General features: G+C 72.3%; 18 protein-coding genes. 7 read left to right on the forward strand and 11 right to left on the reverse strand.

Annotated elements, in window-relative coordinates; all coding sequences use genetic code 11:
• The first annotated feature begins 315 nt into the window (after nucleotides 1–315).
• Nucleotides 316–1,827 carry a carboxylesterase family protein gene (locus DDJ31_RS30240; RefSeq protein WP_240678384.1) on the forward strand — a complete coding sequence of 504 codons (1,512 nt, stop codon included), beginning with the start codon at nucleotides 316–318 and terminating at the stop codon, nucleotides 1,825–1,827.
• Between the two features lie 187 nt (nucleotides 1,828–2,014).
• Here the strand turns inward: DDJ31_RS30240 and mmuM are convergent, their stop codons facing one another.
• A complete protein-coding gene (gene mmuM, locus DDJ31_RS30245) occupies nucleotides 2,015–3,010 on the reverse strand; it encodes a homocysteine S-methyltransferase (RefSeq protein ID WP_127177227.1) in 996 nt (331 codons plus the stop codon).
• A 554-nt stretch (nucleotides 3,011–3,564) separates the two neighbouring features.
• Between mmuM and DDJ31_RS30250 the strand changes: the two genes are divergently transcribed.
• Together DDJ31_RS30250 and DDJ31_RS30255 are read left to right on the forward strand one after the other, a co-directional pair.
• The gene (locus DDJ31_RS30250; protein WP_127177226.1) at nucleotides 3,565–4,665 is read left to right on the forward strand and encodes a glycoside hydrolase family 43 protein; all 1,101 of its coding nucleotides are present in this window, start codon (nucleotides 3,565–3,567) and stop codon (nucleotides 4,663–4,665) included.
• Nucleotides 4,662–6,077, forward strand: coding sequence for an RICIN domain-containing protein (locus DDJ31_RS30255; RefSeq protein WP_127177225.1), 1,416 nt, complete (start codon nucleotides 4,662–4,664; stop codon nucleotides 6,075–6,077). Before DDJ31_RS30250 ends, DDJ31_RS30255 begins: the two co-directional genes overlap by 4 nt.
• 2 nt (nucleotides 6,078–6,079) lie before the next feature.
• On the opposite strand, the gene DDJ31_RS30260 is transcribed toward DDJ31_RS30255, so the two are convergent.
• On the reverse strand, nucleotides 6,080–7,759 hold the full coding sequence (locus tag DDJ31_RS30260) for a rhamnogalacturonan lyase B N-terminal domain-containing protein (protein WP_127177224.1): 1,680 nt from the start codon (nucleotides 7,757–7,759) through the stop codon (nucleotides 6,080–6,082).
• A gap of 189 nt (nucleotides 7,760–7,948) precedes the next feature.
• Between DDJ31_RS30260 and DDJ31_RS30265 the strand changes: the two genes are divergently transcribed.
• On the forward strand, nucleotides 7,949–9,010 hold the full coding sequence (locus DDJ31_RS30265; protein WP_127177223.1) for a rhamnogalacturonan acetylesterase: 1,062 nt from the start codon (nucleotides 7,949–7,951) through the stop codon (nucleotides 9,008–9,010).
• Nucleotides 9,011–9,217: 207 nt separating this feature from the next.
• Complete coding sequence (locus DDJ31_RS30270) at nucleotides 9,218–10,918, forward strand: DUF2264 domain-containing protein (RefSeq protein ID WP_127177222.1); 1,701 nt, start codon at nucleotides 9,218–9,220, stop codon at nucleotides 10,916–10,918.
• A gap of 142 nt (nucleotides 10,919–11,060) precedes the next feature.
• Here DDJ31_RS30270 and DDJ31_RS30275 read toward each other — a convergent pair whose 3' ends face one another.
• Together DDJ31_RS30275 and DDJ31_RS30280 are read right to left on the reverse strand one after the other, a co-directional pair.
• Nucleotides 11,061–11,648 (reverse strand): TetR-like C-terminal domain-containing protein, encoded by a 588-nt coding sequence (locus DDJ31_RS30275; RefSeq protein ID WP_127177221.1) that lies wholly within the window; start codon nucleotides 11,646–11,648, stop codon nucleotides 11,061–11,063.
• A gap of 79 nt (nucleotides 11,649–11,727) precedes the next feature.
• Nucleotides 11,728–13,056 carry a jacalin-like lectin gene (locus DDJ31_RS30280; protein ID WP_127177220.1) on the reverse strand — a complete coding sequence of 443 codons (1,329 nt, stop codon included), beginning with the start codon at nucleotides 13,054–13,056 and terminating at the stop codon, nucleotides 11,728–11,730.
• Nucleotides 13,057–13,367: 311 nt separating this feature from the next.
• Here DDJ31_RS30280 and DDJ31_RS30285 point away from each other — a divergent pair, with 311 nt between their 5' ends.
• The gene (locus tag DDJ31_RS30285; protein WP_127177219.1) at nucleotides 13,368–15,092 is read left to right on the forward strand and encodes a PHP domain-containing protein; all 1,725 of its coding nucleotides are present in this window, start codon (nucleotides 13,368–13,370) and stop codon (nucleotides 15,090–15,092) included.
• Nucleotides 15,089–15,607 carry a hypothetical protein gene (locus DDJ31_RS30290; protein ID WP_127177218.1) on the forward strand — a complete coding sequence of 173 codons (519 nt, stop codon included), beginning with the start codon at nucleotides 15,089–15,091 and terminating at the stop codon, nucleotides 15,605–15,607. Before DDJ31_RS30285 ends, DDJ31_RS30290 begins: the two co-directional genes overlap by 4 nt.
• An 11-nt stretch (nucleotides 15,608–15,618) precedes the next feature.
• Here DDJ31_RS30290 and DDJ31_RS30295 read toward each other — a convergent pair whose 3' ends face one another.
• The 7 genes from DDJ31_RS30295 to DDJ31_RS30325 all read right to left on the reverse strand — a co-directional run bounded on the left by DDJ31_RS30295 (nucleotide 15,619) and on the right by DDJ31_RS30325 (nucleotide 25,475).
• Nucleotides 15,619–16,131, reverse strand: coding sequence for a hypothetical protein (locus DDJ31_RS30295; RefSeq protein WP_127177217.1), 513 nt, complete (start codon nucleotides 16,129–16,131; stop codon nucleotides 15,619–15,621).
• Nucleotides 16,132–16,274: 143 nt separating this feature from the next.
• Nucleotides 16,275–19,157, reverse strand: a complete 2,883-nt coding sequence (locus tag DDJ31_RS30300) for a glycoside hydrolase family 2 TIM barrel-domain containing protein (RefSeq protein WP_127177216.1) — start codon at nucleotides 19,155–19,157, stop codon at nucleotides 16,275–16,277.
• 22 nt (nucleotides 19,158–19,179) lie between these two features.
• Nucleotides 19,180–20,064 (reverse strand): carbohydrate ABC transporter permease, encoded by an 885-nt coding sequence (locus DDJ31_RS30305; protein WP_127177215.1) that lies wholly within the window; start codon nucleotides 20,062–20,064, stop codon nucleotides 19,180–19,182.
• The gene (locus DDJ31_RS30310; protein WP_127177214.1) at nucleotides 20,061–21,026 is read right to left on the reverse strand and encodes a carbohydrate ABC transporter permease; all 966 of its coding nucleotides are present in this window, start codon (nucleotides 21,024–21,026) and stop codon (nucleotides 20,061–20,063) included. The genes DDJ31_RS30305 and DDJ31_RS30310 overlap by 4 nt, the downstream gene beginning before the upstream one ends.
• 20 nt (nucleotides 21,027–21,046) lie before the next feature.
• Nucleotides 21,047–22,312, reverse strand: coding sequence for an ABC transporter substrate-binding protein (locus tag DDJ31_RS30315; RefSeq protein ID WP_127177213.1), 1,266 nt, complete (start codon nucleotides 22,310–22,312; stop codon nucleotides 21,047–21,049).
• A gap of 516 nt (nucleotides 22,313–22,828) precedes the next feature.
• Nucleotides 22,829–24,073, reverse strand: a complete 1,245-nt coding sequence (locus tag DDJ31_RS30320; protein ID WP_127177212.1) for an ROK family transcriptional regulator — start codon at nucleotides 24,071–24,073, stop codon at nucleotides 22,829–22,831.
• A 154-nt stretch (nucleotides 24,074–24,227) separates the two neighbouring features.
• The gene (locus tag DDJ31_RS30325) at nucleotides 24,228–25,475 is read right to left on the reverse strand and encodes an FAD-binding protein (RefSeq protein WP_127177211.1); all 1,248 of its coding nucleotides are present in this window, start codon (nucleotides 25,473–25,475) and stop codon (nucleotides 24,228–24,230) included.
• Nucleotides 25,476–25,598: the final 123 nt, after the last annotated feature.

Below are 25,598 nucleotides of genomic sequence, written 5' to 3' on the forward strand. Positions count from 1 at the left end.
CCAGGCATCGACCGGCGGGTGTGTCCTCCCGGCCGTACCCCGAGTAGCCCACTCGCAGCCCTCTCCACCGGAATAGCCGGGCGAATTGTGGTGCTCTGGTGTTCAGCGGTGTGGTGGCACGGCGAGGAGGCTGATGGACGGATGACAACGGACCGGACGAACTCCAGATCGACGGACAGCGAGCCCACGGACGACACGCGGAACGTCCGCCCACCCGCCTCCTCCCCGCCGCCGAACGCGGCGCCGCCCCCGCCCGCTCACCCGGCACCGACGGACCCCGTGGTCGCCACCCCCTACGGCGCGGTCCGTGGCCGTATGGAGAGCGGGATCGCCGTCTTCCGTGGCATCCCGTACGCGGCCCCGCCCTTCGGCCCCCGCCGGTTCCGGCCGCCGCAGCCGCCGGAGCCCTGGGACGGTGTCAGGGACGCGGGCGCCTTCGGGCCGACGCCGCCGAAACCGCCGTACTCGGAGGCGTTCGCAAAGCTGCTGGCCGATCCGGTCGTGCCCGGTGACGACTGCCTCAACCTCAATGTGTGGACCCCGGAGCCGGGCAGGGGCGCCCGCCTCCCCGTCCTGGTGTGGCTGCACGGCGGCGCCCTGACCAGGGGTTCCGCCGCTGTCCCGGTGTACGACGGGCGGACCTTCGCGCGGGACGGCGTCGTCTTCGTCTCGGTGAACTACCGGCTCGGGGTCGAGGGCTACGGCCTGTTCCCCGACACGCCCGCCAACCCCGGTCTGCGCGACCAGCTCGCCGCGCTGCACTGGGTGCACGCGTCGATCGCGGCGTTCGGCGGCGACCCGAACCGGGTCACCCTCTGCGGGCAGTCCGCCGGCGCCATCAGCATCGGCGCGCTGCTGGCCGCCCCGCAGGCCCAGGGCCTGGTGCGCCGCGCGGTGCTCCAGAGCGGGCCGCCCGAGGCGTTCGACCGGGACAAGGTGCGGCGCATGGTGCGCCGGATGGCGACCCGGCTGAAGGTGCCCGCCACGGCGGCGGCCTTCGCTGAGGTCGACCGCGAGCTGCTGCTGCGCACCCAGGCGGACGTCGGCCGGCTCAGCAGTCCGGTGCTCGGCGGCCCGTCGTTCGGGCTGGTAGTGGACGGCGACCTGGTCCCGCGCGATCCGCTGGAGGCCCTGGTCGAGGGCGACGTGGCGCGGGGCGTCGACCTGATGATGGGGTGGACGAAGGACGAGTACCGCCTGTGGCTGGTCCCCGGCGGGCTGCTCGAACGGGTCGACCGGCTCGGCGGGATAGCCCTGGCCGGGGCGATGGCCCGCTGCCACTGCGGCCATGACGTCCCGCGCGGCTATCGTGCCCTGCACCCGGGCGCCGGGGCCGCCGAGATCGTCGGACAGCTCGTCACGGACCACCTGTTGCGCATCCCGTTGCAGCGGCTCGCGGACGCCCGCGCCGACTCGTCGTACGTCTACGAGTTCGGCTGGCCCTCGAACCTTCCCGGCCTCGGCTCCTGTCACGCCCTTGAGCTGGGCTTCGTCTTCGACACCGGGGACGTGCCCGAGTCCCGCAAGCTGGCGGGGGAGGGGGCGCCGCAGGAACTGGCCGACGAGATGCACGCGGCGTGGGTGCGGTTCGTGGTGGAGGGCGACCCCGGCTGGCGGCACTGGGACGCCTCGCATCCGGTGCGGATGTTCGGCACCGACGGTCCGTCGATCGAGCACGGCCCGCGCGACGCGGAGATCGCCCTGTGGGCCGCCGACGCCGCCCGCCCCGATGAACCGCCCACCGCCACGAGTCCGGGAGCGCGCGGCACGGAGATACGGTCCGTCGTGCGACGCCTGCGCCTGCCGGGCTCGGTCCGCCGCCATTGACGGCGCAGTCCGCCTAGCGGCCGGAACGTCCAACGGCCTCGGCCTGACCATCGGCCCCGGCCCCACCATCGGCCGCCCGACCAACGGCCCCGGCCGAACCATCAGCGCAGGCCCGACCAGCGGCGAAGGCGCGGCCGCCCGTCGGGCCCCGGACCGTTCACACGACTCCTGAGCCTGTCGTCGCGATCTACGACACCGCGCCCGCGATCCCCGACACCGTCCCGGCGATCCCCGACACCGTCCCCGCTATCTCCGACACCGTTTCCGGGCCCACCCGGCAGCACCCTCCGATCAGGTGTGCCCCCGCGTCGCGCCAGGCGGTCACCTGGTCCGGTGTGAAGCTGGCGCGCCCGGTCCAGGCGCGGGCCTCGGCGTTCCAGTACTCGCCGCTGTTCGGGTAGACGACGACCGGCTTGCCTGTGACCTCGGCGGCCGTCGCGACGGCACCCTCGACGTCCCCAGGCGCGCAGCAGTTGACGCCGACCGCGACGATCTCATCGGCCTCGGCGGCCAGGCCGAACGCCTCGTCGAGCGGCTGGCCCGCGCGGGTGCGGTCGCCGTCGACGCTGTACGACAGCCAGGCCGGCACCCCGAGCCCGCGCACCGCCCGCAGCAGTGCCCGCGCCTCGTCGGCGTCCGGGACGGTCTCCAGGGCCAGCACGTCGGGCCCCGCGGCGGCCAGCACCTCCATGCGCGGGCGGTGGAAACGTTCCAGCGCGTCGACGCCCAGCCCGTACCGCCCCCGGTACTCGGAACCGTCGGCGAGCATCGCCCCGTACGGGCCGACCGAGGCCGCGACCCACAGGGGACGGTCGGTGCGGGCCCTGCGCGCCGCCTCGCGGGCCAGCTCCGCGCTCAGCGTCAGCAGCCGGACGGCCTCGGCACGGGCGATCCCGCGCTTCTCGAACCCCTCGAAGGTGGCCTGGTAGCTGGAGGTGATCGCCACGTCCGCGCCCGCCTCGAAGTAGGCGAGATGTGCGTCGGTGATCGCCTCGGGCTGCTCCAGGAGGAGCCGGGCCGACCAGAGTTCGTCGCTCAGGTCGTGGCCCGCGGAGGCGAGCTGGTTGGACATGCCGCCGTCGAGGACCAGCGGCCCAGCGGCGAGGGCGGCGGCGAAAGGGGCGGGGGAGAGGGGAGACGCGGGGGACGCAGGGGAGGCGGGGCGGCCGGTGTCGCTGGTCATGCCACGACCGTAAACCAGCCGAAAGAGTGAATCCCAGGCCCCGTGTCCGGAAAGTGAGCGGATTGCCCAGCATACGGACGTCGAGTGACGCCATCGGGAGGGCTGGGAGCGGGGGAGAGGGAAGGGCGTGCCGAGACGGGAGTCGGAGAGGACCGCCGAGGGGCAGAGAAGAGCCGGGGATGGGGCCTGCGGGATGCCGGGAGGCGGGATGCCGGGAGGCGGGGTGCCGGGATGCCGGGATGCCGGGAGGCGGGGTGCCGGAGTTCCGGGGTGCCGCAGTGCCAGAGTGCCGGAGTCTCGGGATGCCGAGGGAGAACCCGGAGTCGCTCACGACTCGCCCACCCCCGACGACCGAAAGCGCTCTCCATCCGGTCGCCATCCGCTCCCCCGCCCGCCCTCCATCCACTCTCCGCCCGCTCACCGCCCGCTCTCCGCCCGCCCCCCCCACCCATCGCGTCAGACCCGTTGACCTCCCCCCTCCCCACCCTTACCTTTTCGGCGTTCGTCATGACAGATGGCATTCGCAATCTCGAACATCTCTCGAGAGGCAGCGTATGAGCCGCGATCACGATCCGCCCCGAGCGCCGCAGCGCAGGCTGGTGCTGAAGGGAGCCGCGCTGGCCGCGGGCGCCCTCGCCGGCGGGCCGGCGTCCGCGGGAGCCGCCCCGCTCCCGCCGCAGCCCGAGCCGCCCCCGTTCGTGAACCCCCTCGTCAGGCAGCGGGCCGACCCCCACATCCACCACTCCGACGGCGGTTACTACTTCACCGCGACCGTCCCCGAGTACGACCGGATCGTCCTGCGCCGCTCCCGCACCTTGGGCGGCCTCGCCACGGCCGCCGAGTCGGTGATCTGGACCAGGCACACCACCGGAGTGATGGGCGCGCACATCTGGGCGCCCGAGCTGCACCGGATCGGCGGCAAGTGGTACGTCTACTTCGCCTCCGCGCCCGCCGAGAGCGTCTGGGACATCCGGATCTGGGTGCTGGAGAACGCCCACCAGGACCCCTTCGCGGGGACCTGGGTGGAGCGCGGCCAGGTCAGGACCGCCTGGGAGACGTTCTCCCTCGACGCCACCACCTTCACCCACCGGGGCAGCCGCTATCTCGCCTGGGCGCAGCACGAACCCGGGATGGAGAACAACACCGCCCTGTGGCTGTCGAGGATGGCGAACCCCTGGACCCTGACGGGGCCTCAAATTCGTCTGTCGACACCGGAGTTCGACTGGGAGTGTGTCGGCTACCGGGTGAACGAGGGTCCCGCCGTGCTCGCCAGGAACGGGCGGCTGTTCCTGTCCTACTCGGCCAGTGCCACCGACCACCACTACTGCATGGGCCTGCTGACCGTGGACGCGGACGCGGACCTGATGGACCCGGCGAACTGGTCCAAGTCGCCGTCCCCGGTCTTCACCAGCTCCGACACCACCGGGCAGTACGGCCCGGGGCACAACTGCTTCGCGGTCGCCGACGACGGCCTGACCGACGTCCTCGTCTACCACGCCCGGCCGTACAAGGAGATCACCGGTGATCCACTGAACGACCCCAACCGCCACACCCGCGTCCAGCGCCTCGGCTGGCACCGGGACGGCACCCCCGACTTCGGCGCCCCGGTGCCCGACGCGGCGCCGGTCTCCGACTCCGTGAAGGAGAGCGCATGAGAACACGACGTGTGTACGCCGTTCTGCTCGCCCTGGTCTGTGCCCTCGCCGGCGCCCTGGTGACCGCGTCACCCGCCCAGGCCGCCACCCAGACCATCGCCAACGGCGTCCAGTTCAAGGACACTTCGGGCAACCCGCTGCACGCGCACGGCGGCGGGGTCGTCAAGGTCGGCTCCTACTACTACTGGTTCGGCGAGGACCGCAACGCCGACAACACGTTCCGCTCCGTCGACGCCTACCGTTCCACCGACCTGAAGAACTGGGAGTTCAGGAACCGCGTCCTGACCCAGTCCAGCGCCTCCGAGCTGGCCACCGCCTACATCGAGCGCCCCAAGGTCATGTACAACGCCGCCACCGGCAAGTACGTGATGTGGATGCACAAGGAGAACGGCACCGACTACGGTGAGGCCCGCGCGGCGGTCGCCGTCTCCGACACGGTGGACGGGACGTACAGCTACCGGGGCAGCTTCCGGCCGCTCGGCTCCTACATGTCCCGGGACATCACCACGTTCGTCGACGACGACGGCACCGGTTACATGGTGTCGGCCGCCAATGAGAACTACGACCTGCACATCTACCGTCTCACCGCCGACTACACCGGCATCGTGAGCCGGGTCGCCAACCCGTGGCCGGGCGGGCACCGGGAGGCACCGGCGCTGTTCAAGCGGGGCGGTGTCTACTTCATGCTGACGTCGGGCGCGACCGGCTGGAGCGCCAACCAGCAGCAGTACGCCACCGCGAGTTCACCGGCGGGGCCCTGGACCGCGATGACCAACGTCGGTGACTCCACGGCCTTCAACTCGCAGACCGCGTACGTGCTGCCGGTGCAGGGCACCTCGGGCACCGCGTACCTCTACCTGGGGGACCGCTGGGGCAACTCCTTCGGCGGCACGGTCAACGACTCGCGCTATGTGTGGCTGCCGCTGACCTTCCCGACCTCCACGTCGCTGTCGATGTCCTGGTCCCCACAGCTCGGCGTGGACACCGCGGCGGGGTCCGTCACGTCGACCGCGGCGACCTACAACACCCTGATCGGGCGCGCCAGTTCCAAGTGCGCGGACGTGCCCGACCAGTCGCTGTGGGCGGGGGCCGCCATCAGCCAGTACACCTGCAACGGCGGCGCCAACCAGAAGTGGTGGTTCAAGGACCTTGGCACCGGCTACTACCAACTGGTGAGCCGGGGAAGCTCGCTGTGCCTCCAGGAGAACGCGGCGAACGTCAGCCAGGAGGACTGCGGCAGCGCCACCACCCAGCAGTGGAGCCTGACCACGTCGGGCGGCTACGTCCTGGTGAAGGCCCGCGCCAGCGGCGAGTGCCTCGACGTGTCCGGCGCGTCCACCGCCAACTCCGCCGCGATCATCACGTACACCTGCAACGGAGCGACCAACCAGCAGTGGACGCGCGGCACCTGACGTCAGATCAGCAGGTCGATCGCGTCGATCGCCGTGCCCGCGCTGAGGAACGACGTCGTGCCCGAGCCGCTCGCCACATAGATCTTCAGCGTGTTGTAGGCGCCGGTGTCCGTCAGCCAGGCGGACGCCGGAACGCTGTAGGTGAACGTGTAGTTGTTGCCCCGGTAGGAGCCCACGGTCAGCGACCGGGTGCTCGGCTGGGTGGGCGGGGAGGGGACGGCCGAGGTCCAGGTGTCGTTGACGGTGATCTGCGGGCGGCCGTTGGCGTAGGCCGTCGTCACCCCGATCCGCAGGGTGTGGGCGGCCGCCGCCTGGGCCGCCGTCAGCTTGAAGTAGACGATGATCCCGCTGTTGACGTCCTTCCACAGGTAGCAGGGGAACGCCGAGGTCTCGGTGCCGCTGCCGACGACGACGTTCCCCGTCCAGGAGGCGGCCCGGACGTCGGACGGATGCGCGTACGTCATCAGCTCGGCGTTCTTGAAGCCGCCGGGGGTGCCGTCCCAGGAGCCGATCCGCCAGATCGCGCTCGCGTTGCCCGGGTCGTTCGAGGTGGGGACGGCGATGCTGTTGAGGGTCGTCGTGCCGCCCGCCGTGACCGCCACCGAGGTGGTGTACACGGCGAGTTCGCCCTTGAAGACGGTGAGCGTGTAGGTGCCGGGCAGTACGCCGGTGACGGAGAAGTAGCCGTCCGAGGCGCGGGCCGAACCCCAGTACTGGGCGGCCGAGTTGGCGAGCCCGACGGTGTACGGGAACGCCGGGTCGCGGCCGGTGATCCCGACGCCCGCGACCCGGCCCCGACCGCTCGCGGCGACGTACCCGGAGATGCCGAGCCCGTCGGCCCAGGGCGTGGTGAGGTTGGCGGGGTAGAGCGCGGAGGACGGCGCCCCGCCGTCGGTGAAGGCGATGACGTACGGGCCCTGGAGGCCGAAGCGCTGGGCCTCCGTCTGGTTCTCGCCGTAGTAGAGGATCTCGTACAGGCCACCGCCGTCGGCGCTCTGGTGGCGCAGCAGCGAGCGGTAGAACGGGCCGCCCGACGCCTTCTCGTGGTTGGAGCGCACGACGTAGAGGCCGACGCCGCCGGTGCTCCAGCCGATGTAGTCGTAGTCGGTGACGCGCAGCCTGGAGAAGTGCTTGGAGCGGGTCTGGCCGTCGGACTTCCTGAAGACGTCGGAGGCTTCGACGGTGGTGGGCGCGTAGGTGTAGGAGTCGGGCTCGTCGTTGGCGAACAGGCCCGCCTTGACGCGCACGATGTAGCGGGTGGCGCTGACCGAGGTGTCGGCCTTGTTGGTCCACAGGTAGACGTTGTTCTCGCCGCTGCGGGCCGCGTAGTAGTGCTTGAGCGTGCCGTACGTGACGGAGACGAGGATGGTGCTCCCGGTCTGACTTATCGTCACCGTCGAGGCGCCCAGGCCCGATTCGATGTGCGAGTTCATGCCGCCGTAGCCCTGGTACTCGGTGCCCTTGTAGACCAGTGAGGTCAGGTCGCCGTTGGACTTGCTGACCCTGAAGACGAGGCTCGCTCCGGTGTCGACGACGTAGTGGGAGCCGTCGTCGCTCCAGCCGAAGGCCGCGGCGGACGCCGGGCGGGCGAGCGGTCCGGCGAGGACCGCGCTGCCGGCCGCCGCCGCGCCGCCGACGACGAAGGTGCGGCGTCCCACCGCGTGCTGCACGGGTTCGGACATGAGGGTGCCTCCTTCGGGAGGTAGGGGGGTGCGGGTGCTGTGAGAGTGACAGTTGAATCGATTTCGCGAAAGGGCTTTCGCAGGCTGGAGGTTGGCAGTTTGGGGAAAACGGTCCAGGGGGTAGAAAGCGCTTGTTCTCGGGGGTACGGTCCCTCCGCCAGGCCCTGCCGACCTGTTCGAGGAGCCGTAATGAGACGTTTCAATCTCGCCGTTCTCGCGGCGCTGACCCTGAGCGCCGGACTGACCGCGGCGCCGGCCCAGGCCCAACCGGGCCACCACACGCCCGCCGGTGCCCGCCACGCGCTCGGCATCGACCACTGCGCCGCCGGCGTCTGCCACTTCGACGTCCCGCCCGGCACCTACGACGTCCGGGTGCTGCTCGGCGGCGACGACGCGTCCAGCACCGCCGTCACCGGCGAGACCAGGCGCTCGCTGCTGCCCGAGACACCCGCGGCCCCCGGCGAGCGGATCGCGCGGAGCTTCACCGTCGACGTCCGCACCCCCGAGGGCGAACCCACGGGCCCCGACGGCAGCCCCGGCCTCGACCTGGTCCTCGGCGGCGCCGCCCCCGCCCTCGCGGACATCCGCGTGACCCCCGCGAGGCACGCCCGGCAGATCTTCCTCGTCGGCGACTCCACCGTCTGCGACCAGCCGGGCGCCCCCTACTCCGGCTGGGGCCAGCAGCTGCCCCAGTACCTGCGCGCGGGCGTCTCCGTCGCCAACTACGCGGATTCCGGGGAGAGTACGGTCTCCTATCTGGGGAACCCGCAACTGTGGGGCACAGTGAGGCCGTTGATCCGCCCCGGCGACCTCGTCCTGATCCAGCTCGCCCACAACGACAAGACCACCGACGAGCCGACCTACCGCACGAACCTGGAATCGCTGGTCGACGGCGTCCGCGCCCAGGGTGGCCGACCGGTGCTGGTGACACCCATCGTGCGCCGCTGGTTCAATGCCGACGGCACTCTGGACAACGACACCGCGCTGCTCGTCAACGGGCTCGGTGTGAACCATCCTGCCGTCATCCGCTCCGTGGCGGCCGAGAGGGGCGTACCGTTGATCGACCTCACCGCGAGGACCAAGGCGCTGGTGGAGTCGCTGGGCGTGGAAGCCTCCAAGTCGATCTATCTGTACAACGAGAACAAGGACAACACCCACACCTCCGTGCACGGCGCGACCGTGTACGCGGGCCTGGTCAGGGACGAGTTGATCGCCCTGCGGCTGGTGCCCGCGGCCCTGGTGCGGGTGTGAGAAGACCCTGGGGCGTCCCGACCGGAACCGGGGCGCCCCAGGCCTCGACCGGCCGCCCCGCCGGGCCGCGCGCCACCCCCGGCGGGCGGACCGCCGCACGACCCCGCGCGACTCCCGGCGGGACCGCCGCACCACCTCGCACCACCCCCGGCGGGCGGACCGCCGCACGACCCCGCACGCGAACCAGCCGACCTGGAGAGCGAATCGATGCGCCTGCCCCCGGATGACCGCGCCCGCAGCCCCTACACCGGCTGCACCAGGGCCCACTGGGAGACCGCCGCCGACACCCTGCTCGCCTCGGTCGCGCCGTACGCGACCGAGGGCGGCGCCCTCTACGACCTGCCGGGCGAGCACACCAGCTGGTCCGGCCGGCTCTCCGACGGCCTCGAAGGGTACGCCCGCACCCTGCTGCTCGCCGCGTTCCGCCGCGACGAGACGGTCCTCGGCCGCTACGCCGACGGCCTCGCGGCCGGTGCGGGCGGGGTCTGGCCGAAGATCGGCGACCGCGGCCAGCCGCTGGTCGAGGCCGCGTCCATCGCCCTCGCGCTGCGGCTGACCCGCCCGCTGCTGTGGGACCGCCTCGACGACGGCGTCAGACAGCGCGCCGCCGACTGGCTGACCGCCGCCCTGACCGCCGAACCCTGGCCCTGCAACTGGGAGTTGTTCCCCGTCACGGTCGGCGGCTTCCTGAAGGAGATCGGCCATGAGCCCGAGCGGTCCGCGAAGGCGATCGACCGCGGCCTGGCCCGCATCGAGGAGTGGTACGTCGGCGACGGCTGGTACACCGACGGCGACGGCCGCAAGTTCGACTACTACAACGGCTGGGCCATGCACCTCTACCCGGTGCTGCACGCCTGGCTCGCGGACGACGCGCCTCTCCTGGACCTCTACGGCGGCCGCCTCTCCCGCCATCTCGACGACTACGCCCGCCTGTTCGGCGCCGACGGCGCCCCCCTGCGCCAAGGCCGCTCCCTCACCTACCGGTTCGCGACGACGGCCCCGCTCTGGCTCGGCGCCCTCACCGGCCGCACCCCGCTCACGCCCGGCCGCACCCGACGGCTGGCGTCCGGCGCCCTGCGGCACTTCCTCGACCACGGCGCCGTCGACGGGAACGGGCTGCTGACCCTCGGCTGGCACGGCCCCGACGAGTCGCTCCTGCAAGGCTATTCGGGCCCCGCCTCCCCGTACTGGGCGAGCAAGGGCTTCCTCGGCCTGCTGCTGCCCGAGGACCACCCGGTCTGGACGGCGGCCGAGGAGCCGTCGCCCGTCGAGGAAGGCGACGCGCTCACCGCCGTCCAAGCACCCAACTGGCTGCTCCAGGCGACGCGTTCGGACGGCCTGGTACGTCTGCACAACCACGGCAGCGAGGACGTCCGCTACGACCCGTACTACACCCGCCTCGCCTACTCGACGCGCACCGCGCCGTCCGCCGACCCGGTCGCCGACAACAGCGTGCTGCTCGACGGCGATCCGGCCCGCACCGGCATCGTCCCGCTGGGCGTCGGCGACGGCTGGGCCGCGTCCCGGCACACGGCGGCCGGGGACGCCCGGGTGACGAGCGTGGTGCTGGCGCGCGGGGCCGTGGAGGTGCGCGCGCACCGGGTGACGGGCGGGGCGCCCGGCGCGTCCGTGCGGGTCACGGGCTGGGCGGCCGGGGAGGACGCGCGCGCCGAGATCCTGCCCGCCGTCGGTCTCTCCGACGAGCTGACCGGGGAGCTGACGGCGGACGGCGCCGGCCTGTTCGTCGCGCTCGTGCGGCTGACGGCCGACCCCGACCCGGTCCCGCTGCCGGACACGGTGCGGGTGCGGACCGACGGCGGCGACGGCGCCGAGGGCCTGACGGTGGCCTGGAGCGCGGGACCCGAGGTGCGGGTCCGGTTCGGCGCCGGGGACGTCGAGGTGTCCTGAGCCCCTCGCACCGAACCGGACGCGTCCCGCGGCCACCCGGGCGGCCCGCGCCCGGCGGCGGCTCGTCGCGCCGGTCCCTGAGGCCATGTCTCCGGGTCGCCGCCGGGTGACCAGAGGTTGCCGTGCGCGCCTGACCCGCTGGTCAGCGGGCCGGGGCGTCCTCCTCGCGCGGCCAGTTCTCCAGCGCGAGGTGCAGGGCGGCCACCGCCTTCTCCCAGGAGCGCCCGACCTCGCGCGGGGCGCCGAAGCCGCCGCCCGCCTCCAGCGCGCAGAAGCCGTGGAAGGTGCTGCGCAGCAGGCGGACGGCGTCGGTGAGGTCGGGTTCGGTGAGGCCGTAGCCGCGCAGCACGCCGTAGGTGATCTCGGCGGTACGGCGGAAGGCGGGTGTGTCGGCGATCAGGGACTGGTCGACGGGCAGCTGGGTGGCCGCGTACCGGCCGGGCCGCTCCAGCGCGAACTCCCGGTAGGCGTCGGCGAACGCGGCCAGCGCGTCCTGCCCCGAGCGGCCGGCCACGGCCACCGCGATCCGGTCGATCAGCTCGCCGCCCGCGAGCAGCGCGACGCGGGTCCGCAGGTCCTGGAGGTTGCGGACGTGCGTGTACAGGCTCGCGTCCCGCACCCCGCAGCGCCGGGCCAGCGCCGACACGCTCAGCTGTTCGAACCCGACCTCGTCGGCGAGGTCGGCGGCGGCCGCGACGACGCGGTCGGTGGTGAGACCGGCTCGGGGCATGGACCTCTCCTGAAACCTACATGTCCTAGGTTTCAGCCTACGGGATCCAGGACAGGGTGGTCGGCGCGCGGAGGCCCGGTCAGGTGATCGGCGCGTAGAGCACGCCGAGCTTGTCTACCTCGTCACCCGCGCGGCCCGTGAAGCCGGCGATCTGCCAGCCCGCCGGGGCCGTGAACGTCCTGGTGTCGGAGGTCGCCGTGCCCGCCGACAGGGTGCGGCCCCGGTCCGTGGTGAACGCGGCCGAGAAGATCCTGGTCCTGCTGTCCTTCTGCCCCTGGGTGAGCTTGACGGAGGTGAGGTGCTCGCCGGTGGCGAGGGTCAGCGACGTCGCCGTGCCGCCGGTGCCGCCGTGGAGCGGCGTCGCACCCCCGTCGTGCGCCAGGGCGACGGCGTCCAGGCGGGCGCCGCCGCGCAGCGTGAGGGTGCGCGGGGAGGCGGTGGCCGGGAGCGTGGCGGCGTCGTTGAAGGCCGTGCCGTGCGGTCCGCCGAAGAAGTCACTCGCCTTCAGGGCGGAGTTGACGGTGTAGGAGAAGTCGACGGTGTGCGGGAAGTGGTCGGACAGATTGCCGCCCTGCGCGTCCAGGAACGCCGCCCAGTCGTTGTTGTATCGGGTCGCGTCGAGCGAGACCAGCCTGCTGCCCCGGTAGAAGACCTTGTCGACGACCTCGCAGGTGTTGGGCGGCGCCGTCGTCGGGCACAGCAGCGCGTCCGCGCCCTGCGCCGGCTCGGTGCCGCCCCTGACCAGCTTCACCCACGCGTCGGTGAGCCCGTTGTCGCGCACCAGGGTGCGGATGTTGTCCCCGGCCCGCGTGTACCGGGTGTTGGTGTCGCCCATCACGATCACCGCGTTGCCCGCCGAGTTGGCCTGGATGAACGCGGAGAGCTGCGTGATGTTGGCGCGGCGGGCGGCGAGCGCGTCGTCGGTGTCGTCCGCGTTCGGGTGGGCGTTGTACAGATCGACGTAGACGCCCTCGGCGAGCCGCAGCCGGGCCAGCGTGAATCCCTTCGGCGTCAGGCAGTTGGTGCCCGTGCAGGCGTTCCACCTGACCCGCTCGAAGTCGTCGAACGGATAGCTGGAGAGGGTGTTGAGGCCGTCGCCGATGGCCGCGCCGCCGCTGGTCGCGGTCCGGTAGGGGTGGTTGTCGCCCGCGTACAGCGCCGCGTGGTAGTTGAAGTCCTCCTGGACGTTCACGATGTCGTACGGCGCCAACCTGGGCGAGATCAGCGGGGTGTTGGTGGCCGGGTGGCTGGAGCTGAGCCCCTCGGGCAGCCCGGCGACGTTGTAGGTGAGGACGTCGAACGTCCCGGTGGCGGCCGGCTGCGCGGCGGTCGCGGCCGGTGCGGTGGCCGTGGTGAGTCCGGTGACGGCCAGTACCGCGGCCGCGAGGGTGCCGATCAGTCTTCTCATGGCGGGGGCGACTCCGGTCAGGAGGTGGCGGAGAGGAAGGTGAACGGTGCTCAGGTTCTGCGCCAACCAGTGTGACGAACAAGGGGCGTTGAGGAAACAGTGAGGGGCGGGGCGAGACGCCGCACCGGAGTCGCCCACCGCTCACGCGCCGGTCGCGCGGCGTTCATCTCCCGCGTCGATTCTCCTCGGGCGGCGTGGTTCCACGTGGCGTGAAAACGCGCCTCCCGGACCCGTACGCGGGCAGGCAGCCGTGGGGCGACGGGCGAGCGCGGGCCGTCGGCGGCGAAGGCAGCGCGACTCCGGGAGAGTTCATGGGACACGGTCACCATCACGGTCACGGCCACGGCCACACACACGGACACGGCGAAGAACACCAGCACGGGACGACGGCCCCGCTGCCGGCCGCCTTCGACACCTCCGTGCCCGACGAGGCGCTCTCCCCCGAGCAGTCCTCGCGCCGCGCACTGCTGCGCCGGGCGGGCCTGCTGGGCGCCGGGCTCGCGGCCGGCGGGGTGCTGACCGGCGCCGCGGGCGCCGCCCCCGCCTACGCGACCGGCTCGGGTTCAGGCCGCCGCGCCAAGGGCTTCCTCTGGCTGGCGGGCGACCACCACATCCACACGCAATACAGCAGCGACGGCAAGTACCGGGTCGTCGACCAGGTCCGCCAGGGCGCCCGGCACGGCCTCGACTGGATGGTCATCACCGACCACGGCAGCCAGGCGCACGCCAAGATCGGTGTGGAGAAGGTCAATCCGGACATCGTCGCGGCCCGCGAGGCGCACGAGGACACCCTCGTCTTCCAGGGCCTCGAATGGAACATCCCGGCCGCCGAGCACGGCACGGTCTTCGTGCACCCGGGCAAGAACGAGGTCGCCGTCCTCAAGCAGTTCGAGACCGACTACGACGGCAGCGTGAAGGGCGCCTCCGACTCCACGCCGGGCAACGAGGCGCTGGCCGTCGCGGGACTCGCCTTCCTCGGCGAGCAGGTCGAGCGGCGCAGGATCAAGGACGCGCTGATGCTCGCCAACCACCCGGCGCGGCGCGGTGTCGACTCCCCGCACGAGATCCGCGCCTGGCGCGACGCGACCTCCGCCCGCCACCAGATCGCCGTCGGCTTCGAGGGCGCCCCGGGACACCAGGCGTCGGGCCTGCCCGCCCCGACCGGCCCCGGCCGGGCCCGCGGCATCTACGACAACAGCCCGAGCGCCAACTCGTTCGCCGGGTTCCCGCTGGAGAGCTACCGCACCTGGGGCGGCTTCGACTGGATGACCGCCACCGTCGGCGGCCTCTGGGACAGCCTCCTCGCCGAGGGCAAGCCGTGGTGGATCACCGCCAACTCCGACTCCCACCAGGTCTACGCGGACACCGCGGTGCGCGGCCCCGGCGGCGACTTCGAGACCGACGGCCGCTACCCCGACCCGGTGTACGGCGGCAAGATCGACGTCAGCCAGGGCGACTACTGGCCCGGCCAGTACAGCCGCACCCATGTCGGCGCCGACGGGTTCTCGTACGCGGCCGTCATGGACGGCATCAGGGCCGGCCGGGTCTGGGTCGACCACGGCGGTCTGATCAGCGGCCTCGACGCCCGCCTCGCGGGCGGCGGACGGTGGGCGACGCTGGGCGGCGCGCTGCACGTCCGCAAGGGCACGAGGGTCACCCTCACCGTGGACGTCGCGCTGGCCGGCGGCGCCAACTGGGCCGGATTCGTACCGAAGTTGGCCCGGGTCGACGTGGTGCGCGGTGAGGTGACCGGGGAAGTGAAGGACCGGGACACGTTCACCGCTCCGACGGCCAGGGTCGCCAGGTCGTTCGAGGTGAACAAGGTGGCCGGCACGGTCAGGCTCAGCTACGACCTCGGCCGCGTCGACCACCCGCAGTACGTGCGGCTGCGCGGCACCGACGGCAACCGCTCCGCCGTCGGCGCGCGCGGCGCGTCCGTCGACCCGGCCGGACCCGCGATCGACGTCGTCGGCGACGCCGACCCGTGGCTCGACCTGTGGTTCTACTCCAACCCGATCTGGGTCCTGCCCTCGTGACGCGCGCCCCGCACGCCCTCACGCTCGACCCCGGGCTGCGGGACCTGCGCGCCGCGGACCATCTGCTGCACACGCTGGCCACCGAACTCGCGCTCCCACAGGGCGTGTTCGGCTGCACGCATCTGATCCGCGGCGACCGGCCGCGGGTCGCCGTGTCGCTGGCCCTGCCGTCGCGGCCCCTCCCGCGCACCGCCCTGGAGGGGCTCGCGGCGCTGGGCCACGAGACGACCGACGGCGTCCCGGACGACACGGGCCGCGCCGTCCTCTACCCGGGAGCCGCGGCCCTCACCGGCACCATCACGCTCGCCGAGACGCTGTCCCGCTCGGCGATCACGGCCGTCGTGGCACTCGGCTCCCCGGACCGGCCCCCACCACAGACGCGGCTGATGACCCGGGACCACGTTCGCCCGCAGTGGCAGGACGGCGAGTTGGTCCTGACGGTGATGCCGGCGGCCGGTGACCTCCTGGTCCCGTTCGAGGTCCCCGACCCCACCCCGTGCTGCGCCGACCACTGACCCGGCTTCGGCTACCGGGACGCCCGGTGGCCGTACCGTCCGCTCCCGCGCCGCGCCGGCAGCGGCTGGACGTCCGCCAACTCGCCGACACCTGACCGGACATGCCCTGTGCCTGAGCCGTCCGAACCGTCCGAGCCGCCTGAGCACCACCACTCCACGCGCTCGTCCGTGCCGCCGACATGCATCCCGAGGCCGTGGGCCGCGCACACCGGCCAGGCCCGCCAGAGCCGTTCGGAGACGGTGTCCTGGGCGGCCTCGGCGACCACGGCCAGCGCGTCGAGGGCGCTGACCGAGGGGTCGGGCTCGAAGCCGTTGCCCCACCAGCTCCCGTCGGCGAGGGCGACGTACACCAGCTCGGGGAAGTCGTCCTGCCCGCTGGGCATCGCCAGCAGCCGCAGCCCGCCGTGCTCGGGCAGCGTGGCCCGGAGGTCGCGCTCGACCAGGGCGAGGGCGGCCTCCCAGCGGGGAGCCTCGCCGGGGGTGAGCGGGCGGGCGTCGGGGGTGTCGTCGAAGGGTGGGCGCATGGGACGCATTGTGCCTCGAAGCGGGCCGTCCGGGCCTTTCGGGTGGGTGACCGCGTGACGGCGCCGCCACCGGTCAGGGCCGGTCGCGGCGCCGTCGCGGACGCCTGCCGTCGCTTCGCCGCCGGCGCGTGGCCGGCCTGTCCTCAGTTGGCCGGGGAGAAGACGAACGAGAACGTCGCCCGCTCCGCGCGCAGTCGGTACGTCGGCAGCGGTCCGGGGCCGCAGGACTGCGAGCCGATGCCGTGCTGGCCGTGGTCCAGGTTGACCCACACCGTGTCGCCCGGCACCAGGTCGGTGCGGTGGTCGGCCGCGTCCAGCTGTTCGGTGGTCCAGCGCCGGGCCGTGAACCAGAACTCCGGGTCGCCCTCGACCCGCAGCCCGCCGATCTCGGCCCAACGGACGTCCGCGCGGGCGCCGTTCTCCTGCGGGCGCACGTACGGCGTCTGGAGGTCGTCCACCGTCGACTCCCAACGGCCCATCCTGGAGGCCGTCTTGGTGTCCGGGTACCCCTCGCCAGGACCGCCGCCGAACCAGCGCACCCGGCCCGCCGCGCCGTCGAGGCCGAAGCGGACACCGAGCCGGGGCAGCGGGACCGTCCAGTCGCCCTCGGGTGTCACCGTCACCGTCAGGGCGAGCCGTTCGCCGTCGGAGGTCCAGCGGTAGACCGTCGCGAGGCCCAACTCCCGGGCGGCGGGCGCCACCCGGGTCCGCACGGTGAGGGCGTGCTCCTCGTGCTCCACCGCGTCGAGGCGGTGGAGCATCCGGTGCAGGCCCAGCTTGCGCCAGAGCGGCCCGTACCTGATGTCCGACTGCCAGGGGGCGCCGTCGTCGTTGTCGGTCGGTGCCCGCCACACGTCGAGCCGCGGGCCGCCCCGCACCTCGGCGCCGCCGATCGCGCGCGGCGCCCCGGTGCGGGCGTCGAACACGCCGGGCCCCAGGACGAGGGTGCCGTCGCCCGCCGGTGCCGGAGTTCCGGCGGGGGTGACGGCGGGCGCCGGGCGCGCGGTGACGGTGCCCTGGCCCCACGCGACCTCGTGGCCCGCGCCGGCCCAGAGGGTGTCGGCGGCCAGCGACGCCCGCACGGTCCAGCCGGTCTCCGCGCCCCGGCCGTCCGGCGCCGACGGCAGCTTGACGTCCGCGGACGCGCCGGGCGCGAGCGCGGGCACGCCGAGGCCGCCCGACGCGACCGTCTCGCCGTCCACTTGGTACGACCAGGTGAACGTGAACGCGGAAAGGTCTGCGAAATCCTGCTTGTTGGTGATCCGGACCGTGCCGTCGGCGCCGTCGCCCTCGATGGTGACCGGCTCGATGACCTTCTTGTACTCCAGCAGCCCCGGGGAGGGGGCGCGGTCGGGGAAGACCAGGCCGTCGCAGACGAAGTTGCCGTCGTGCAGCGCCTCGCCGAAGTCGCCGCCGTACGCGTAGCCGAACCGCTCGTCCCGGATGCCGTGGTCGATCCACTCCCAGACGAAGCCGCCCTGGAGCCGCCCGAAGCGCTCGAACAGCTCCTGGTAGTCGGCGAGACCGCCGGGACCGTTGCCCATCGCGTGCCCGTATTCGCACAGCACGAGGGGGAGTCGGCGGCGCCTGTGGGTGCCGCCGTCGAGTCCCTCACCGATCCGCGCCACCTCCTCGTGGGAGGCGTACATCCGCGAGTAGACGTCCGTGTCACGGCAGTCGAGGTCGCCCTCGTAGTGCACGAGCCGGGTGGCGTCCCGGGCGTGGATCCAGTCGGCCATCGCGGTCAGGCCGCGCCCGGTGCCCGCCTCGTTGCCGAGCGACCAGACGACCACCGAGGGGTGGTTCTTGTCCCGCTCGACCATCCGGGCCGCCCGGTCGAGGAGCGCCGGGGTCCAGCGGTCGTCGTCGACGGGGTTGTCACGCCAGCCCTGCTCGACGAAGCCGTGGGTCTCCAGGTCGCACTCGTCGATCACCCACAGGCCGTACTCGTCGCACAGGTCGAGGAAGGCCGGGTGCGGCGGGTAGTGCGAGGTGCGGACGGCGTTGAGGTTATGCCGCTTCATCAGCAGCACGTCCTCACGCATCGTCTCCAGGTCGAGGGCGCGGCCCCGCTCGGGGTGCCACTCGTGCCGGTTGACGCCCTTGAACAGGATCGGCCGGCCGTTGACCTTGATCAGCCCGTCCGCCAGTTCCACGGTCCTGAAGCCGATCCGCAGCGGTACCCGCTCGCCCGGCGTGATCAGCTCGCCGTCGTAGAGGTGGGGTGTCTCGGCCGTCCAGGGCCGCACCGGCACGGTGACGTCCGTGCCGGTCGCGACATCGATGTCCAGGGCGGGCACCGCGACCCGGCCGGCCACCTCGGAGTCGACCCGAAGGGTGCCCTGGCCGGTGACGTGGTCGTAGGAGGCGTGCGTGAAGAAGTCCCCCGCGCAGCCCGCCGGGCGGTGCAGCAGCGTCACGTCACGGAAGATGCCGGGCAGCCACCACTGGTCCTGGTCCTCCAGGTAGGAGCCGGCCGACCACTGGTGCACCCGCACCGCGAGCACGTTCCCCGACGGCTTCAGCAGCCGCCCGACGGCGAACTCGTGCGGCAGCCTCGACCCCTTGAACCCGCCGATCTCGGTGCCGTTGAGCCAGACCCGGGCGCACGACTCGACTCCGTCGAAGCGCAGCACGGCACCGCCCTCGGAGGCCGCGGGCCAGTCGGACGGCAGGTCGAAGACGCGCAGGTGGTCGCCGGTGGGGTTCTCGGTCGGCACCCTCGGCGGGTCCACCGGGAAGGGGTACAGATGGTTGGTGTAGATCGGTGAGCCGAACGCGCCGTCGCCCTGGAGGACCCAGTGGCCGGGGACCGTGACCCGCGCCCAGCCACCTGCGTCGAACCCGGGCGCGGCGAACGAGTCGTCCTCGGCGTCCGCGGTCGGCGACACCCGCAGCCGCCAATCGCCGTTGAGGGTGAGGGATTTCGCGTCCGAGGCCGGGTACCAGGCCCGGGGCGCGAGGGCCCCGGAACCCGGTGAGACGTCCTCGACGAAGCCGCCGGCCGTGGGGGTGCGGAAAGACATCGGTCTCCTGGTCGTGGGTGCGTCAGCCCTTGATGCCGGTCTGTGCGATCCCCTGCACCAGCCAGCGCTGGAGGAAGAGGAACACGAACAGCAGGGGCAGGATGGAGATCGCGGTGGCCATGAAGATCTGGTGGAACACCACGGTCTGGTTGGTCATGTACGAGGAGAGCGCGACCTGCACGGTCCACGCGCTCGGGTCCTGGCCGATGACCAGGGGCCACAGGAAGGCGTTCCAGCCGCCTATGAAGGTGATGGTCGCGATGGCCGCGAAGAAGTTCAGGGAGTTGGGCACGACGACACGCCAGTAGGCGCCCCAGTACCCGAGCCCGTCCACCCGCGCCGCCTCCTCCAGCTCCTTCGGAAACCCCAGGAAGTACTGCCGGAACAGGAAGCAGGTGAAACCACTGAAGAGGCCGGGGATGATCAGCCCCCGGTAGCTGTCCACCCAGCCGAGCGACGAGACCAGCACGAAGCTCGGCACGAAGGTCACCGCCGTCGGGACCATCAGGGTGCCGAGGACCGCGTAGAAGACCTTGTTGGCGTGCCGGTAGGGGATGCGGGCCAGCGCGTAGCCGGCCAGCGAGCAGACCAGCAGGACGCCCGCCGTGTGCAGGACGGCGACGACCGTGGAGTTCAGCAGCGACCTGGCGAACGGCACCGACGAGTCGTCGAACAGGGCGCTGACATTGCCCCATTGGAGGTCGGTGGGGAAGAACTTCCAGTGCTCGCCGGTGATTTCGGCGTCCGTCGACAGGGCGTTGCGGACCAGCAGATAGAACGGGACGAGGAAGAGGAACGCGGCGACCGCGGTGGCCAGGTAGAGGCCGGCGCTGCTCATCACCCCGCCGCGACGGCGCACGGCTCGCGGCGGTGCGCCACGGCGCGTCTCGGGTGCGGTGATGGTCACTTGGATTCCTCCCCCTTGCCGAAGCCCAGGAACTTGCCCTGGAGCAGGGTGACGGCGCAGATCAGCACGGTGAGGATGACGGCGCCCGCGCTGCCCGCGCCGTAGTCCTGGTTCTCGCCGAGCGCGGTGTAGTACAGCTCGACCAGCGGCGGCCGGCCCCAGGTCGTCTTCGACAGCAGGTTGAAGAACTCGTCGAACGCCTGGTACGCCGCGATCAGCAGGAGCAGCACCACCGCGGTCGAGGTGGCCCGCAGTTGGGGCAGGGTGATGTGGCGGAAGGTCTGCCAGCCGGGCTTGGCGCCGTCGATGGCGGCGGCCTCGTACAGCTCGCCCGGGATGTTCTGGAGGGCCGCGAGGAACAGGATCATGTAGAAGCCGGACTGGAGCCAGAGCCGGGCGGAGACGATCACCAGCCAGTACCAGGGCGGGTTCGGGTCGGCGAGCCAGGCGATGTTCTCGACGCCGAACCAGCCGAGGACCGTGTTCATCAGGCCGAAGCGGACGCCGCTGAAGATGGACATCTTCCAGATCAGCGCGGCGGCGACGTAGCTGCACGCGGTCGGCAGGAAGAACACCGAACGGAAGAAGCCGCGCATGAACCGCAGCCGGTTCACCATCAGGGCGAGGCCCAGCGACAGCGCCCAGGTGGTGGGCACGATGAAGGCGGCGAAGACGGTGAAGGTGCCGAGCGAGCCCACGAAGTCGGGGTCGGTCAGCATGTAGGTGTAGTTGTCGAACCCGGTGAACTTCTCGGGCGTGACGGTGAACCGCGCCTCGAAGAAGCTGAGATAGAGGCTCCAGCCGATGGGGACGTACACGAAGAGGGCCAGCCCGAGGAGGAACGGGCCGATGAACAGCCAGAAGCTGAGGGTGCGGCTGCCCCGCAGCCCCCGCCGCGGCCGGGCCGGGGGAGCCTCCGCCCGGGAGGGGTGCGCGAGGTCGCGTGCCGTGGTCGTGGACATGTCGGATTCCGTCCGCCGGACTATCCGAACAGCTTCTTGAGCTCGCGGCCCACTGCCTTGTCCGCCTTGTCGAGGGCGGCCTCCGGGGAGCCGTCCTTGCGGACGCAGTCGGCGAAGACGTCCTCGAGGGCGGTGATCATCGCCTGCGTCCAGCCGATGTTGTCGAAGTGCCCGAACTCGTTGAAGAGTCGGACGCCCTCGGCCGGGGTGCCGGTCTTCAGCTTGGACGCGGACGCCGCTATCGAGGTGCGCGGCGGGATGTGGAAGCCGTACGAGGTCGCCCAGTCCTCCTGGTACTTCTTCTGCTCGATCCACAGCCACTTCACGTACTCCTTGGCCGCGTCGACGTTCTCGCCCTTGGCGTTGACGAACATCGACCAACCGCCGTTGTAGACCGAGGGCTTGCCCGCGGCGGTGACCTTCGGGAACGGGAAGACGCCCCAGTCGTCACCCAGCGCCTTCTGGAACTGCGGCATCGCCCACATCCCGCAGAACTGGATGGCGCACAGGCCCTGGTTGAGCGCGGAGGGGTCCCAGTAGTCGGTGGGCGCGTCCAGCAGCAGGTCGCCGCTGGTGAAGACCGAGCGCATCTTCTTCAGCCCGTCGACGACGCCGTCGGTGTGGTAGGCGATCTCGTTCTTCGCGTTCAGGGTGTCCGCGCCCGCCGACCAGATCATCGGGTTGATGACCGCGTGCAGGTCGTTGCCGAGGAAGAGGCCCTTGACCTTGCCGGTGGTGAGCCTGGCGGCGGCCTCGATCAGCTCGTCGAGGGTCTCGGGCACCCGCACACCGGCCTTGTCGAGCATCGACTTGCGGTAGAAGAAGAACTGCGGGTCGTCGATCATCCGGACGCCGTACGTCTTGCCGTCGACCGTGTGCGAGGCGATGTCCGCCGGGTTGAAGTCGTCCTTGACCGGGGCGACGAGGTCGGTCAGGTCCGCCACCTGGCCGCTGCGCACCATCTGGATCTGCGGGTGGAACTCGAAGACGTCGGGCGCGTTCTTGGTGAGCAGCGTCGCGAACAGCTTGCTCTCGAAGTCGGCGCTGGTGATCCACTGCGTGCTCACACGGGCGCCCCGGTAGGCGGCGGCGTACCGCTTGATCGCCTGCTCCGTGCCCGCCTCGCCGTACGCGTGGAAGTACTGCACCAGGTTCTTGCCCGAACCGGAGCCGCCCCCGCGGCCGGTGTTGCCGCCGCAGGCGGCGAGGGAGCCGGCGGCGGCCATGCCCGCGGCGGCCCGCAGGAGTGATCGGCGGGACCAGGTGCTGTTGCTCGTTGCCGACATGGTGGACGTCCTTGTCTCGATTTGCGGCTGCGGCTCGGTCGCCCTGCGACCGGATGGCTCGGAACAGGGTGCGGTGCCGGGACGTTAGCCTTCGGCTAAGGCTTCGGCAAGGGGTTGGACGAAGGCTGTTCCAAGCGTTGCGCCCGGTTCGGAATGCCGAACGGGCGGGCGGTACAAGGGGGTTGAGGGCCGCCGGTACGGGGGAGGCCCGGCGGCCCTCGGCCGAGGCGCGGCCCGCCGCGGGTCCGGACCGCGCGGGTGCCGCCGTTGCGGCTGTAGTGGATCACCAGGCCGCCGCCGTCGCCGCCCGGCCGCCCACGTTCAGGCGGCGCCCGAACTCGCCTCGACGATGGGCCCGTTGACGCTCGGCGACCACCGCGGCCCCGCGCCACCCGTCGGCCGCCGGGCCTCGCCGGGGGCGTGCACCTGCCGGGCCGGCCCGCTCCTCAGGGCGCCGATGTCCCGAGCGTCCGCTCCGTCGTCAGGACGGCGATGTCCCGAGCGTCCGCTCCGTCGTCAGGACGGCGGTGCGGTACGGCTCCTCGCGGGGGTGGCGCGCTTCGCGGACTTCTGCCCCACGGACTGGAGGGCCCCTTCGAGCGCGAAGGTGGCCGCGCCCAGGCAGACCGGGTCGGTGGGGATGGGGGAGAGGACGATCTCCGTGGTGGCCAGCGGGCGCGGCAGCGCGTGCCGGGCCACGGCCTCGCGCACCTCGTCGAGCAGCGGCTCGCCGAGGCCGCGCGCCACCCAGCTGCTCAGCACGACGACTTCGGGGTTGAGGACGTTCACCAGACCGGCGAGGCTCGCGCCGAGATAGCGGGCGGTCTCACGGACCACGCCGACCGCCACCGGGTCGCCGGCCGCGATCCCCCGCGCGAGGGCGTCGATGGTGGCCGTCTGGTCCCGGGGGTGCAGCAGGCCGCTCTCCGGGTGCGACTCCCGCAGGTTCATCATGATCCCGGGCGCCCCGACATACGTCTCCACGCAGCCGTGGTTGCCGCAGTGGCAGAGCCGCCCGTCCAGCACGAGCGTGCTGTGGCCCCACTCGCCCGCGCTGTTGCTGACGCCCCGGTGCACCCCGCCGCCGAGGATCAGCCCGGCGCCGACCCCGGTGCCGAGATTGACGACCACGGCGTCCCCGCGGCCCCTGGCGGCCCCGAACCACAGCTCGGCCACCGCGCAGGCGCGCAGCGGGTTGTCCAAGTAGAGCGGATACGCGAGGTGTTCGGTGAGCAGGTCGAGCAACGGCACGTCGTGCCAGTCCCAGTTGGGCGCGTACTCGGAGACGCCGGTGTCCCGGTCCACCTGCCCCGGCACGCTCACCCCGACGCCGAGCACCCGGGCGCCCTCCACACCGGCCTGCGCGACCACCGCCCCGACGGCGGCGGCGACATGGCTGACCACCTGCGCCGGCCGGTTCTCGCCGGGCCGCATGTGCTCCTCGGCGCGGGCCAGCACGTTCAACGCGAGGTCGAACAGCTCGACATGGACGTACGTCTCCGCGATGTCCACGCCGATCAGCGCGCCCCCCGAGGCGTTGACGGCGACCAGACCGCGCGGGCGCCCGCCCGCCGAGTCCTCGAAACCGACCTCGGTGATCATGCGCAGTTCGAGCAGCTCGCCGACCAGGGTGGCGACGGTCGCCAGGCTCAGCCCGGTGGCCGCCGCCAACTCCTGCCGCGAGGTGGGCGACTCGGCGACGATCTGGCGCAGCACCTCGTAGCGGTTCGCGGTGCGGATGTCACGTGAAGTGCGCTTCACCGGGTCGATCCCCGTCCCCTCGGCTCAGTTCGGCTCGGGCCGGGCGGGCACGTCGGCACCGGCGCCGCGCCAGGCTATGGGCTCCCGCCGACTTTCGACAAGGGGTTAGGAAAGGGGCTTTACAAAGGGCGGCGGCGCGACGGCGGCCGGACGGTCAGTCGCCCAGCGCGTCCCGGACGAAGGCGTTCGCGAACTTGCCCGCCGGGTCGAGCGCCCCGGCCAGCTCCCTGAACTCCCCGAGCCTCGGGTAGCGGCCCCGCACCACCGGCGCGGGCACGCTGTACACCTTGCCCCAGTGCGGACGCGGCTCGAACGCCTCCAGGGCCGCCTCCACCCGGCCCACCACCGGCAGCACCGCCGTCAGATCGTCGACCCAGGTGAAGTGGAAGGCGACCGAGTCCCGCCCGTAGGCCGGGCTCAGCCACTGCTCGTCGGCCGCGACCGTCCGCACCTCGCAGGTCAGCAGCACCGGCGCGATCACCTCCCGGACCGCGTCGAGCGCCTGGAGCGCGGGTATCGCGGACGGCCTCGGCAGCAGGTACTCCGACTGCAACTCCTTGCCGCTGCTGGGCGTGAACTCCGCCCGGAAATGCGGCAGTCGCTCGTGCCAGGGCCCGGCCACCCCGAACTGCTCGGTGCAGTTGACGCCCGGCACCCCGGGCACCGGGTGCAGCGCCACGGTGGCGGGCGCGGCGAACGGGAAGTCGGCCAGCGGCTGGTCGGTGCGCCGCTTGAGCCACACCTGCCGAAACCCCTCCCGCCGCCAGTCGGTGAACAGGCTCACGCTGTACGCCCAGCCGGCGACCGCCTCGAAGTCGAGCCCCGCCAGCGGCAGTTCGGTGAACAGATGCTGCTCCACCTCGAAGGCGGGCTCCAGGTCGAGGGTGAGCGCGGTGACGACACCGAGGGCGCCGAGCGAGGTGACGGCGCCGCCGAACCGGGCGTCGCCCCGGCCCAGGGTGAGCGACGACCCGTCCGCGGTGACCAGCTCGACCTCACGCACGGAGGACGCGAGCGGGCCGTTGCCGACCCCCGACCCATGGGTGCCGGTCGCCACCGACCCCGCCACCGAGATGTGCGGCAGGGACGCCATGTTGGGCAGGGCGAGGCCGTGCGCGTGCACCACCCGGGCGAGGTCGGCGTACCGGACGCCACCACAGGCCCGTACCGTGCGGGCCGCCGTGTCCACGTCGATCACCGGCGGCAGCTCGGCGAGGGAGAGCAGGACGCCCTCGGGGCCCGGCTCGGCGATCCGGTTGAAGGAGTGCCCGCTGCCCAGCACCCGCACCCGCGCGCTGCCCGCCACCAGGGCGCCGAGCGCCTCCAGCGACCGCGGGCGGTGCACCTCCTTGGCCACGTAGGTGATGTTGCCCGCCCAGTTGGTGACCGTCTGCGCCGTCATCCGTGCCGTCCCTCCGGAAAGTGCGTACGCGCCGACCGCGTGTGCGTCGACTTTCTCATCCCTCCGGGCGGACCGAGGAGGGAGCCCGGCGCCAACGAATTCCGTACGCGAGGGGTAGCCAGA

The sequence above is a fragment of the Streptomyces griseoviridis genome (assembly GCF_005222485.1).
GTDB classification, from domain to species: Bacteria; Actinomycetota; Actinomycetes; order Streptomycetales; family Streptomycetaceae; genus Streptomyces; species Streptomyces hintoniae.

Coding starts and splice junctions, on each gene's coding strand:
- DDJ31_RS30240 (WP_240678384.1), top strand. CDS start 316: ATGGAGAGCGGGATCGCCGTCTTCCGTGGCATCCCGTACGCGGCCCCG.
- mmuM (WP_127177227.1), bottom strand. CDS start 3,010: ATGACCAGCGACACCGGCCGCCCCGCCTCCCCTGCGTCCCCCGCGTCT.
- DDJ31_RS30250 (WP_127177226.1), top strand. CDS start 3,565: ATGAGCCGCGATCACGATCCGCCCCGAGCGCCGCAGCGCAGGCTGGTG.
- DDJ31_RS30255 (WP_127177225.1), top strand. CDS start 4,662: ATGAGAACACGACGTGTGTACGCCGTTCTGCTCGCCCTGGTCTGTGCC.
- DDJ31_RS30260 (WP_127177224.1), bottom strand. CDS start 7,759: ATGTCCGAACCCGTGCAGCACGCGGTGGGACGCCGCACCTTCGTCGTC.
- DDJ31_RS30265 (WP_127177223.1), top strand. CDS start 7,949: ATGAGACGTTTCAATCTCGCCGTTCTCGCGGCGCTGACCCTGAGCGCC.
- DDJ31_RS30270 (WP_127177222.1), top strand. CDS start 9,218: ATGCGCCTGCCCCCGGATGACCGCGCCCGCAGCCCCTACACCGGCTGC.
- DDJ31_RS30275 (WP_127177221.1), bottom strand. CDS start 11,648: ATGCCCCGAGCCGGTCTCACCACCGACCGCGTCGTCGCGGCCGCCGCC.
- DDJ31_RS30280 (WP_127177220.1), bottom strand. CDS start 13,056: ATGAGAAGACTGATCGGCACCCTCGCGGCCGCGGTACTGGCCGTCACC.
- DDJ31_RS30285 (WP_127177219.1), top strand. CDS start 13,368: ATGGGACACGGTCACCATCACGGTCACGGCCACGGCCACACACACGGA.
- DDJ31_RS30295 (WP_127177217.1), bottom strand. CDS start 16,131: ATGCGCCCACCCTTCGACGACACCCCCGACGCCCGCCCGCTCACCCCC.
- DDJ31_RS30300 (WP_127177216.1), bottom strand. CDS start 19,157: ATGTCTTTCCGCACCCCCACGGCCGGCGGCTTCGTCGAGGACGTCTCA.
- DDJ31_RS30310 (WP_127177214.1), bottom strand. CDS start 21,026: ATGTCCACGACCACGGCACGCGACCTCGCGCACCCCTCCCGGGCGGAG.
- DDJ31_RS30315 (WP_127177213.1), bottom strand. CDS start 22,312: ATGTCGGCAACGAGCAACAGCACCTGGTCCCGCCGATCACTCCTGCGG.
- DDJ31_RS30325 (WP_127177211.1), bottom strand. CDS start 25,475: ATGACGGCGCAGACGGTCACCAACTGGGCGGGCAACATCACCTACGTG.